An 11,680-nucleotide genomic window follows, 5' to 3' on the forward strand; every position below is an offset into this window, starting at 1 on the left:
CGACGGCCCCAGCGCCGGGGCCTCATCCAAGAAAACGACCGCCTAGTGTTGTGACCTTGCGGACAGGAAATGGTTTTTTGACCGACGGTGGCGTAGTCTGGGCAGTCGGTGTGAAATCCTGACGACAATGTCGCAGAGAATCTGGCAGCGGTATAAATTCGCTGGTGAAACGCTTGAAAGTGCATAGTGCATGATGGGCGCCCCTCCTCGGAAGTAAAAGCTGAATTGGGTTTGGGCGCAATTTTTCGAAGTATGTGCAAGAGAAGCGATGTCATCGCAATTCCGACGTGAGAGCACTGAAAAACAAGAACGTAAATTGGGCGGGTCATGTATGTGCGACCCAACTGTGAGTAATCAACTGTTGAATATTGAGTGTGCGGGCGAAAAGGCCCAGGAAGAGCCCCAAATGGCTAATAATGAAATGAATGGCAGCGTCGAGGAAAACCGCGAGGATCAGCGCGAAAACCGCGAGGACGCAATTGTGAAGGCCGAGGATGTAGTGGCCGAGGAAGCACCGGTGGTCGAAGAGAAGGCCGCTGAGGAAAAGACCGAAAAGGCCGAGGTCAAGGAAAAGTCCGAAAAGGCTGAGAAGAAGGCCGAAAAGAACAAAGACGACAACGACGACACCGTCGGCTTCGATGAGCTTGAGCTGCCGGATGACATTGTCAATGCAGTTCGCAAGGTTGGGTTTGAGACTCCGTCCCCAATTCAGGCTGCTACTATCCCGACTCTGATGAGCGGCCGCGACGTCGTCGGCCTGGCTCAGACTGGTACCGGTAAGACCGCGGCGTTTGCGCTGCCGATTCTGGCTCGCATTGATCGCTCCGTCCGCGCACCTCAGGCTCTGGTGCTTGCTCCGACCCGTGAGCTGGCGCTGCAGGTTGCGGACTCCTTCCAGTCGTTTGCTGATCACCTGGGCAAGATTCAGGTCCTGCCAATCTACGGTGGTCAGTCCTATGGAGTGCAGCTGTCGGGTCTGCGCCGAGGTGCGCAGATTATCGTCGGCACGCCTGGTCGTGTCATCGACCACCTGGAGAAGGGCTCGCTGGACATTTCCGACCTGCGTTTCCTGGTGCTGGACGAGGCCGATGAGATGCTGCAGATGGGCTTCCAGGAGGATGTCGAGCGCATTCTTGCCGACACCCCGGATGACAAGCAGGTCGCGCTGTTCTCGGCTACCATGCCGGCTGCGATTCGTCGCCTGTCCAAGCAGTACCTGACGGAGCCGGAAGAGATTACCGTCAAGTCCCAGACTCGCACTGCGGACAACATTCGCCAGCGCTTCCTGATGGTCAGCCACCGCAACAAGCTGGACGCGCTGACCCGCATCCTCGAAGTCGAGGAATTCGAAGCGATGATCATGTTCGTGCGCACCAAGCACGAGACCGAGGAGCTCGCCGAGAAGCTGCGTGCCCGCGGATTCTCCGCTGCTGCCATCAACGGCGACATCCCGCAGACTCTCCGTGAGCGCACGATTGATCAGCTCAAGGACGGCCGCCTGGACATCCTGGTGGCAACCGATGTGGCTGCTCGTGGCCTGGACGTTGACCGCATTTCCCACGTGGTCAACTACGACATTCCGCACGACACCGAGTCCTACGTCCACCGCATCGGTCGTACCGGCCGCGCTGGCCGCTCCGGCGAGGCGCTGCTCTTTGTCACCCCGCGTGAGGGACGCCTGCTGCGCTCGATCGAGCGTGCAACCAAGTCGCAGCTGCACGAGATGAAGCTGCCGACCGTCGATGAGGTCAACGACTCCCGTAAGCAGAAGTTCGCTGATGATTTGACTGAGGCACTTGCCGATTCGCAGGTTCCGGTCTTCCGCGAGCTCATCGAGGAGTACGCAGAAGAGCACGACACTCCGCTGGTCGATATCGCCGCTGCTATCGCTGCGCAGGCACAGTCGGGCGACTTCCTGATGAAGGAGCCACCGCGTGGCCGTCGTCATGATCGTGACCGTGATCGTTTCGACCGCGACCGCAACCGTGGCCGCGATGGTCGCTCCCGTGGTGAGCGCGGTCAGGGCAAGCGCGCTGACCTGGTCGAATTCGACCGCGAAGGCACCGCAACCTACCGCATCAGCGTCGGTCGTCGCCAGCACGTCCGCCCGGGTGCCATCGTCGGCGCCATCGCCAACGAGGGCGGCCTGTCATCAAAGGACTTCGGACACATCGACATCCGTGGCGACCACACCCTGGTCGAACTGCCGGCCAACCTGCCGCAAGAAGTCATCAACAACCTCTCCGATACCCGCATTTCCGGCCAGCTCATTGGGCTGAAGCTTGACGACGGCACCTCGGTCGACGACAGCGATGACTACCGCGGTGGCCGTGGTGGCTACCGTGGCGATCGTCGTGATGGCGGTCGCGGTCGCGGAGGATACCGTGGTGGTCGTGGCCGCGATGACCGCCGTGGTGGCGGACGTGGCCGGGGTAGCTACCGTGGAAACTTCGATGACGGTGACGGTTTCGGTGGCCGTGGTCGTGGTCGCGATGACCGTCGTGGCGGCGGTCGCGGTCGTGGTGGCTACCGTGGTGACCGTGATGACCGTCGCGGTGGTTACCGAGGCGGACGCCGCTAAACCTGCTAGGTGAGGTGAGCGGGGGTGGTCGTCGTCAGGCGACTATCGACTACCGCCCTTGGCGCTGACCTAGAAAACAAAAAACTGCCGGTGCGCATGTACTTTCAAACCCGATTAGTCGGGCCGAAACGTACAGACGCACCGGCAGTTTTATTGTGTCTGAGCGTGAGCTCTAGATGAAGAACATCAGGATGCCGGCGACAACCCACAGCAGGGAGAAGATGCCGGAGAACATAGCCAGCTGGCCCTTCTGCTTGTCCCAGTCGAGCTCTTCAGCCTTCTTGCGACGCTCGATGAACTCCGGATCGTCAGCATCCTCGTCTTCGTCGGCGATGCCGAGGCCGGCCATCATCAGACGCTGACGCGGAATGACCAGGAAGAACAGCAGTGCCCAGGCGATGATAGCCAGCAGGATTGCGGCGTGCATTGCCCCGGACTTCATGTAGGTCGACACATCGGTGAACATGACACCGAAGCCGAGCAGCGGCACGAGCAGCGACCACATGCCGTAGGTGCGCGAAATGGCGTGCATGGTGCGCGCGGCGCCGACCGTTCCTGCCTCTCCGCCGCGGGCTGCAAGCGCGAGCTTCGGGAACATCGAAATTGCGACAGTCACCGGTCCAAGCAGCAGAATTGCCGCCAGGACGTGAACCATAAGAACTACGTTTTGCACGTATTACCTTTCCACGACTGAATGTAGGCCTCGCGTTCAAGCGAGGAGTGGCCTGGATATTTCTTTATTAAGACCAGTCCTTAACTTAACGTGCTCGCACTATTTTCTCTATTTCGTGCCTTTTCCCGCGCGAATCCCACACGCACTCGCCATCGCCTTCCAGTCTGCCGAGGATACGGGCAGGTCCCATTTAATAGCCACCGCTAAGTAACGATGCGAATAGTCACACGCCTTCGCATCCTCGGGAAGCCATTCCGCCGGGCTGGCATCTCCTTTATCCCGGTTGACCGCGCTTCGCGTGGGCACGAGGTTGGTCTCGATATCGTTGCCAAATTGCCGACGCCTCTCGGAATCCCAGGCGTAGGCTCCGAAATCCCACGCCGCTGCCAACGGATAAATGTGGTCGATATCGACCTCATGCGCACCAACCGGGTCACCCGTGTAAGGGTCGGGGATTTCGCGCGGGGAGCCGTCGTCAAGCGAACATGCAGAGCCCCCGAACCACGCCGCCAACACTTTATGGCGTGTATTGCAATCGGCAGAACCTGCCCAGACGTCGAAGCGCTCGCGTTTGTATCCGGTGACGGTGGGGCGGTCGGCGACGACGCGCACGGTGCGCAGTTGCTTGACGACGGCTTCCGTCTCCGACCCCGCGGGGGAGGAGGTGACGAGAACTCGCGTAAGCGCAAAGGATGAGACAAAGGCGGCAGTCAGGGCGGCGGCCAGGATGGCAAATAAAAAAGGGCGCATACCTAGTTGGGCGCGAAAAATACTTTTTCGGTTCCCTTGTAGGTATGCGCCGGGGCTAGCCTGCGGGGCTAGCGGAGGCCAAGCCTAGATCAAAGCGTTAGACCAGAGCCTGCTTTGCTGCGTGGTCGAACTCTTCCTTGATTTTCTCGTTCGGCTCCTTGGTAAGCAGCGTGACAATGATCATCACGACAGTTGCAGCGGCGAAGCCCGGGACGATCTCGTAGAGAGTGTCGCTGAGCGAGCTCATGCCCCATGCGAAGGAGACAACCGCACCGGTGATCATGCCGGCAGCAGCACCTGGCGTGTTCAGGCGCGACCAGTAGAGGGCGGCCAGCAGCACCGGGCCGAATGCCGAGCCGAAGCCAGCCCACGCGAAGCCAACCAGATCCAGAATGGAGCTGTTCGGGTTAGCAGCGATGATTGCGGCGATGATGGCGATCAGCGCGACGGCGACGCGGGAGAGAGCCATGTAGGTCTTCGGACGCAGGGACTTGTTGACCGTTGCCTTGAACAGGTCCTCGATTAGCGCGGAGGAAGACACCAGCAGCTGCGAGGAAATGGTGGACATGATTGCTGCCAGTACTGCAGTCAGAATCAGGCCTGCAATCAGCGGGTGGAACAGGATGCGGGTCATGTCCAGGAAGATGGTCTCGTAGGAAGACGCATCAGTGACCGAAGCATCTGGGTTCGTAGCGAAGAAAACAGTTGCGGTCAGCGCCACGAGGACGGAGCCGAGCATGCACAGTGCCTGCCAGCCAACGCCCCAGCGGCGGCCCTCGGTTGCGTCCTTTGCACTACGCAGAGCCATGAAGCGAACGATAATGTGCGGCTGGCCGAAGTAGCCCAGACCCCAGCCGAGCAGACCGATAATCGTGATTAGCGGAATGCCAGCGAACGGATCGAAGAAGGCCTCAACCGGCTGTCCCTCGCTGCCCGGGTAGGGGTTGTTAGCAGCAAAGCTGAAGATGTCCGAGGCGGAGTTGCCATTGTTGATTAGGTAGATGATGCCGACAGTCGGAACCGCCAGCAGTGCGATGAACATAATGATGCCCTGCACCGTGTCTGTGTAAGACACCGCCAGGAAGCCACCGAACAGGGTGTACGCGACAGTGATAGCCGCTACCAACAGCATGCCGACGAGGTAGTTGCCACCGAACGTCGACTCCCAGTAACGGCCACCTGCCACCATGCCCGAGGAGACGTAGAAGGTGAAGAACAGCAAAATAATCAGGCCTGCGGCAACGCGCAGCACCTTCGACGTATCGTGCAGACGATTCTCCAGGAACGACGGCACGGTAATCGAGTTACGAGCAATCTTGGTGTAACTACGCAGGCGTGGTGCGGTGAACTTCCAGTTCAGCCATGCTCCTGCGACCAGGCCGATTGCAATCCAGGTCTGGTTCAGACCCGAAAGGTAAATCGCGCCGGGCAGACCCATCAGCAGCCAGCCGGACATGTCCGATGCACCCGCTGACAGTGCCGCGACGAACGGATGTAGGCCGCGGCCGCCAATCATGTATTCGTCATACTCTGCAGTCTTTTTCCATCCGGTCCAACCGATGTAGACCATCAACAGCAGATAAATGACTAGTGCGATGATGAACCATGTGTGTTGGTCCACAGGGCAACTCCTCATTATTTATTAGTCGTACAGTCGGACTCGCGCACTACCTAGCGCACCAAAAAGCATTTTCGGCGCACAACTCAGTTTCGCTTAATCAAGTCTGCTTGACGACGTTCACAGCGCCGCGGCAGCATCGAGCCAAAAAGTGGCCGACGTCCACGGTGGAACCTGCGGTTCGCGATTCAGCACAGCTTCAGCTTCCGGACTATCTTCGACAGTCAGCGGAGCCTACTGGCACATGCGAACCATGGCAGAACTATTGCACGAGTCACACATTTTTAATTCTTGTGGCCTATACGACGTTTTCATGTGATGCGCTGCATTGCAAGATAAGAAGCGTTGAAAAAGCTTTTAAAAATCGGTTAAGTGCGACAAATTACCTGGGAAAAGGGGTATTTGGGTAGAGGAGGAGTAATTTTTGCAAGATACATAATTCGAACATGCGTGCTAATGTTGTGGTGTGGTGGAAAAGCTGATCCGGGGTGCGTGGCAGAATCTTCATTGAACAAATATCTGGTGGCGAAGTCGCCGGGTGATTAGACGGTGATGACTGAGCAAGCAGTGGGGAGGAAGTAATGGACCAAGTTGCTAAGTCAGCGGTGCCGTTGCTGCTGCACGCGGTCTGGAAAGATGATTCGGGTCTTCACCTATGGGTGGAGCGGCCAGAGGGGCACCGGATTATTGCGGACGTGGATTTGCTGGAAGTCCCGGCGCATCAGCGTCGGCTTTTTGCAGTGCTGGACCAGGGGAGTCGAGCGCAACTGACGCTAAAACTGCGCACACCGAAGGGGCGGGCAGTAGAGAAAGCGGTACCCACATGGGTGTTCCCGCCATGGGCTGCGGTGACGGCACTGGTGCAATTGCAGGAGGAAGTTTCCTCGGCGGCGATGGCACCGGATCTTCGGTTCTTTGTGGATGTTGTACAGGGATTGGATGCTTTCGCACGCTCTGGGCGGGCATTGGTGGCGCTGACGTGGGAAGACAATGAGTGGTGGCCGACGTGGCGGATGTCGGAGGGGCTGAGTGAGATTGCTTGGCAGAGTCAGGTCATTTCTCGTACACCACCGGTATTGATTGATAACGGAGGCGCCACGGTGGCTGAGGATTTCATCAATCGGATGTTTCATTGGGTCACCAACGCGCTTCTGGCCGATCTGGATGAACCGGCAGAACAGCGGCAGAGTTTCGTGCGGTCGTTGTTGCAGTCTCAGTCCCTGGGGCGTGCGACGCCGGGGGTGGCGCAGTCACTGGCAAAGTGGAGGCTGTCGGCCGATGGTGAGGATGTTCGTCTGCAGCTAATGGTGCAGGAACCTGTTGGTTTTGAAGGCCAGCTGGAAGACTTGCCGGATGTGGATCTTCCGCAGCTGTTGGAGTTGCGGAATCGAGCGGATGAAGAAGGCGGCTCAGTAACTCGCTTCAATCCTCGTTCAGCTGCGGTGGAACATGAGACTCTATGGCCATTGCGGATGTACTACCGCATCGGCGTCGCAGCTCCGGAGCGCCTGAATCCAGAAATGTGTCGCCGGTCCGTGCTGTCGCTGCTTCGCCCGCAGCTATTGGCGGCACAGGAGGCATTCCCAACGCTCAAATATGCGAAAGCAGCGGGACACCCGGGCTTGGATCTGCTGCTGACCTCAGAGCAGCTGATAGAGCTTATGACTGATGGCATCTCGCAGCTGGCAAAGGTTGATATCGATGTGATGCTGCCGCCGAACTGGAAGTCAGTGGAGACCACCCTGCAGTTGCACACTGAAGTCGTCCAGTTAGATCCGACGGGGCCTGCTGGGCGCCGTTCGGAACCGAAACTCGGATTTGACCAACTGGTTGATTACGAGTGGAAGCTGGCCGTGGGGGATGCCGTACTGACGGAAGCGGAAATGCGTGAGCTCGCTGCATCGAGTACGGGGCTAGTGCATCTGCGAGACCATTGGGTGCACGCGAACCCAGAGGTAGCTAGGGAAGCCCTGAAGTTTTTGGTGGAGCAGACCAAGGCCGGGGAGGAAACCGGTAAGGGGCAAGCCACCCTGAAAGAGCTGGTCTTCGACGGTGGCTTAGAGTCGCAAGCTCCAGCAGCAGTGCCAGTCGCCCCCAGGGACCCCTCTTGGCTCAAGGCGTTGGTGTCGAAGTACTCAGACGGTTCCACGGCCCTCGCAGAGTCGGTCGAGGTGCCACCGAGTTTTGTCGGTGAGCTGCGGGAGTATCAACAGCGCGGTGTGGAGTGGCTGGCGGATATGTCCAACCGCGGCTTTGGTGTCATTCTCGCGGATGACATGGGGCTCGGTAAGACTGTGCAAATTCTGGCGCTGTTGGAGTATGAGCGCTGCCGTCGGAAAGCAGATGCTACGGCTCAAGGGCACAAGACTTCGCTGCTGGTGGTTCCGACAGGTGTGTTGCGCAACTGGGCAGCAGAAGCGGCAAAGTTCACTCCAGAGCTTAAGGTTGGGCTGCTGCATGGTTCAAACCGCCCTCATGGTGGGGAACTACAAGAATTTATCGGAAAACACGATGTTGTTGTGACGACCTATGGTGTTGCTACCCGCGATGTGAACGAACTCGCCCAAGTGCAGTGGGATCATGTGATTGCTGACGAAGCACAGGCAATTAAGAACCCCAACGCCCAGGTATCCAGAGCGCTGCGGAGCCTGGGCTCGCGGCACAACATCGCCATGACTGGTACTCCGGTGGAAAACGACTTGGGCGAGCTGCGCACCATCATGGATTTCTGTAATCCAGGCATGCTGGGGTCGGCGAATGCATTTCGCAACAAGTTTGCGATTCCCATCGAGCGTGATGGGAATGCGGAAATGCTACTGCAATTGCAGTCGATTACAGCACCTTTTATTCTGCGCCGACTCAAGTCGGATCCAGCTATTGCGCCGGACCTGCCCAAGAAGAATGAGCAGGTGGAGATGGTTCCTCTCACGACGGAGCAGGCTTTCTTGTATCAGGAAGCTGTGAAGGACATCGAGGACAAGCTCAAGCGCTCGAAGCGGAATCGCTCTGGCAACTTCGGGCGAAAGAGCATCATCCTCGGCGGCATCATGAAGTTGAAGCAGATTTGCAACCACCCAGCGCACTACCAGCACGACGGCTCAGGGCTGCTTAATCATGGGCAGCATCGCTCGGGCAAGGTTGCACGGCTGGAAGAGCTCGTCGATGAGATTGTCCAAAACGGTGAACGCGCGCTTGTGTTCACGCAGTTCGTGGAGTTCGGCAAGATGCTCGCCCCTCATTTCAGCAAGCGCCTGGGCGTGGACATTCCGTTTATCCAAGGGGCAATGACTCCGGCACAGCGCGAGAAAGTAGTGGCAGAGTTTAATGCCCCGGACGGCCCACCAATCATTTTGCTGTCTACTCTCGCGGCAGGTGTTGGCATCAACCTGGTTGCCGCCAACCACGTCATTCACATTGACAGGTGGTGGAATCCAGCAGTTGAAAACCAGGCCACGGACCGCTCTTACCGCATCGGTCAGCGTAAAGACGTACACGTGCACAAGCTGGTCAGTGTGGGAACGCTTGAAGAGCGTATCGACGAGCTGATTTTCGAGAAGGCAGAATTGGCGGATGCGGTTGTGCGCGCTGGTGAAACCAAGCTGACGGAGATGGACTTTCACCGTTTGCGGTCTCTGTGGCAATTGGACAAGGACAAGATTCAGTCACTGCGTGAATCGATGGACGCAGCGGAGTCAAAGTCCGGTGGGACGGTGACCGATGGGGTGAACCCGGAGGGCACGGCATCGGACTCCACAATCTCGGATGACGATTCGATTCCCAACAATGTGACCCCGTTTAGGGTCCAGAAGAGGTGGTACTGATGGCCGGTGACGGAGACGTGACATGGGGCGACAATGTCATCTTTGCCGAGTTTGGCAAGGGGCCCTCTGGAAAGCGTGGTCGTAAAAGGACTACGGCGCGAAGCGCGCCAGCAACCAGCTCGACGATTGAAAAGCTCCTGGCCACCCAGGACTGGGCTGGTGCATTTACCGGACAGCAGCGACGTGGAACCGCAGCGCGCGTGGCGGTCGAGCCACGTACTACTTTTGCCCGGTGGGTGTGGGAGTTCATCATCCGTGGCGCTGATTCGGGTCGTGTTCACAGAGGTGAGAAGTACAGGTTCGACGGCAATGTGCTGGGGCTTCGAATCGCGGATGGCTACATCATCGGTGAAGTGCAGGGCAGCCAGCCGGAACCATTTTCAGTCTTTATTCGGTTCCCACGGCGGGAGCAGAAACAAACTGACGACGTACTGCGGTGGTTGGTGAACAATCCGTCGGCCTTCACAGAGTTTGAGCACGGCGAGTTGCCGTATGAGCAGATGGAAATGCTGTTGTGCGATGGCGAAGAGCACATTTACAGCGAATGCACCTGCCCGGACCCGGCACCTGTGTGTAAGCACACCGTTGCAGTTGCCGCTCAACTTGTCGCTGATATCGACCGCGATCCGCTGTCGCTACTACAGCTGCGCGATTATCCGCAGCGCGAATTGCAACGCCGGCTTCAGGAACTAACACAGCTGCGAAACCGGACTGCGCCGAAGCGCCTCGGGCTTGGTGGCGCGGTTCGGGAGAATCCCAATAAAACCGCCCAGAAGTCGAATGACGCTGGTGGAAAAGATAGCGGTGACAACGAGCAGAAGAAGGTTGCCGAACTTTTCGCTGTCGAAGCCGACTACTGGGGCAATGATTTGGAACGAGTCAGTGTTCCTTCGCTCGAGGTTATTGACCCACTAACAGTTACCGACCGCAGTTTGCTGCATGAAGCATTGCAGCCAACCTGCGTAATTTCGAGAGAGACCATTCGTGCAGTCGCTGATTTGGAAGATTGTTGGCAACATCTGCAGGAATCGCTGAGCCTGGGACAAAAGGAGCGCTAGTCATGAAATTCATTCACACCTCAGATTGGCAACTGGGAATGACTCGGTGGTTCCTAGAGCTCGACGGCGGTGAAGCCCAAGCTAGGTTCCACGAAAGTCGACTCAACGCCATCGATCGCATCGGCGAGTTGGCGATTAGCGAAGGCGCTGAGTTCATTGTCGTCGCTGGAGACGTGTTCGATTCCAACACATTGCCGGACAAGGTGTTTTTGCGGGCTCTTGAGCGAATCGCCAAGCTACCCGTGCCGGTGTATTTCCTACCCGGCAACCATGATGCGCTTGATGCTTCTTCCATTTATCGACGTAGTGCTTTCGAATCTTTGGAAGACCGAGGAGTTTACGTAATTCGCGACAGCGCGCCCATTGCAATCCGTGACGGGGTGGAACTCATCGGTGTGCCAGTGCGCGGCAAGTATTCGGCAGACGACATCGTGGCGGAAATAGCCACGGAGCTTGAGCCCGCCGATGGAATCCGAGTGATGGTCGCACACGGCCAAGTAGAAGGCTTTGGTGCTGATGCAGGAGCCACCATTGATCTGACCAGCTTGGAACAAGCTATTGACCGCGGGGCGTTGCACTATGTTGCGCTGGGGGATTCCCACTCCACGAGCCAACTCGATCATGCTGGCAGAGTTTATTTCTCCGGCGCACACGAAACCACAGCGTACGACGACAAAGAACGGGATTCCGGCAATGCACTCGTCGTCGACATTGTAGAGAGCGGCCCCGAAAAGGACTCAGTTACCGTGGCCTCCCACCGAGTGGGGCAGTGGGCTTTTCATGCCATCGACATGGATATCACTGGTGCGGAAGACCTCGATGAGTTCTTTGCTGAACTGGACGGTATCGAGGCGAAGACAGACACAGCGGTGAAGTATTCATTGCGAGGAACCGTGACACTGTCGGAGTCGACTACCTTTGAAAATCGACTTGAGCAGTATCAACAGCTTTTCGCTGCACTTTATCGCCGGGAAAGTGGCTCCGATTTGACGGTGGTTCCGTCCGAGGGGGATATCTCTAATCTCAATCTCACCGGTTATCCGCTCATAGCTGCAGAAAAACTAACGGTCTTGAGCAAAGGGCGAACCGAGAGCGGCAGCCCCCTATCAGAATCTGAAACCACCGCAGCAGCCGATGCGCTTCGCTTGCTGGCGCGCCTGGCCGGAGAGAAGGAATAAA

At 57.7% G+C, this 11,680-nt stretch carries 7 protein-coding genes; 4 read left to right on the forward strand and 3 right to left on the reverse strand.

Translation table 11 applies throughout. The features are described from left to right. Window positions 1-406 precede the first annotated feature (406 nt). Window positions 407-2,581: a DEAD/DEAH box helicase gene (locus tag EGX79_04195; protein AYX81454.1), complete on the forward strand. Its 2,175-nt coding sequence runs from the start codon at window positions 407-409 to the stop codon at window positions 2,579-2,581. Between the two features lie 172 nt (window positions 2,582-2,753). Here the strand turns inward: EGX79_04195 and EGX79_04200 are convergent, their stop codons facing one another. The 3 genes from EGX79_04200 to putP all read right to left on the reverse strand — a co-directional run bounded on the left by EGX79_04200 (window position 2,754) and on the right by putP (window position 5,625). Continuing rightward, a complete protein-coding gene (locus EGX79_04200) occupies window positions 2,754-3,254 on the reverse strand; it encodes a DUF2269 domain-containing protein (GenBank protein ID AYX81455.1) in 501 nt (166 codons plus the stop codon). Window positions 3,255-3,362: 108 nt separating this feature from the next. After that, on the reverse strand, window positions 3,363-4,004 hold the full coding sequence (locus EGX79_04205; GenBank protein AYX81456.1) for an HNH endonuclease: 642 nt from the start codon (window positions 4,002-4,004) through the stop codon (window positions 3,363-3,365). Between the two features lie 97 nt (window positions 4,005-4,101). Beyond that, on the reverse strand, window positions 4,102-5,625 hold the full coding sequence (gene putP, locus EGX79_04210; GenBank protein AYX81457.1) for a sodium/proline symporter PutP: 1,524 nt from the start codon (window positions 5,623-5,625) through the stop codon (window positions 4,102-4,104). A gap of 578 nt (window positions 5,626-6,203) precedes the next feature. Between putP and EGX79_04215 the strand changes: the two genes are divergently transcribed. Genes EGX79_04215 through EGX79_04225 form a run of 3 tightly spaced genes read left to right on the forward strand, consistent with a single transcriptional unit; the run spans window position 6,204 to window position 11,679 of the window. After that, window positions 6,204-9,443: a DEAD/DEAH box helicase gene (locus EGX79_04215; GenBank protein ID AYX81458.1), complete on the forward strand. Its 3,240-nt coding sequence runs from the start codon at window positions 6,204-6,206 to the stop codon at window positions 9,441-9,443. Next, window positions 9,443-10,501: a hypothetical protein gene (locus tag EGX79_04220; GenBank protein ID AYX81459.1), complete on the forward strand. Its 1,059-nt coding sequence runs from the start codon at window positions 9,443-9,445 to the stop codon at window positions 10,499-10,501. Before EGX79_04215 ends, EGX79_04220 begins: the two co-directional genes overlap by 1 nt. 2 nt (window positions 10,502-10,503) lie before the next feature. Continuing rightward, window positions 10,504-11,679, forward strand: a complete 1,176-nt coding sequence (locus tag EGX79_04225) for a DNA repair exonuclease (protein ID AYX81460.1) — start codon at window positions 10,504-10,506, stop codon at window positions 11,677-11,679. Window position 11,680 lies beyond the last annotated feature (1 nt).

It is taken from the genome of Corynebacterium jeikeium (genome assembly GCA_003955985.1).
Taxonomy (GTDB): domain Bacteria; phylum Actinomycetota; class Actinomycetes; order Mycobacteriales; family Mycobacteriaceae; genus Corynebacterium; species Corynebacterium jeikeium_D.

Coding starts and splice junctions, on each gene's coding strand:
- EGX79_04195 (AYX81454.1), top strand. CDS start 407: ATGGCTAATAATGAAATGAATGGCAGCGTCGAGGAAAACCGCGAGGAT.
- EGX79_04205 (AYX81456.1), bottom strand. CDS start 4,004: ATGCGCCCTTTTTTATTTGCCATCCTGGCCGCCGCCCTGACTGCCGCC.
- EGX79_04215 (AYX81458.1), top strand. CDS start 6,204: ATGGACCAAGTTGCTAAGTCAGCGGTGCCGTTGCTGCTGCACGCGGTC.
- EGX79_04220 (AYX81459.1), top strand. CDS start 9,443: ATGGCCGGTGACGGAGACGTGACATGGGGCGACAATGTCATCTTTGCC.
- EGX79_04225 (AYX81460.1), top strand. CDS start 10,504: ATGAAATTCATTCACACCTCAGATTGGCAACTGGGAATGACTCGGTGG.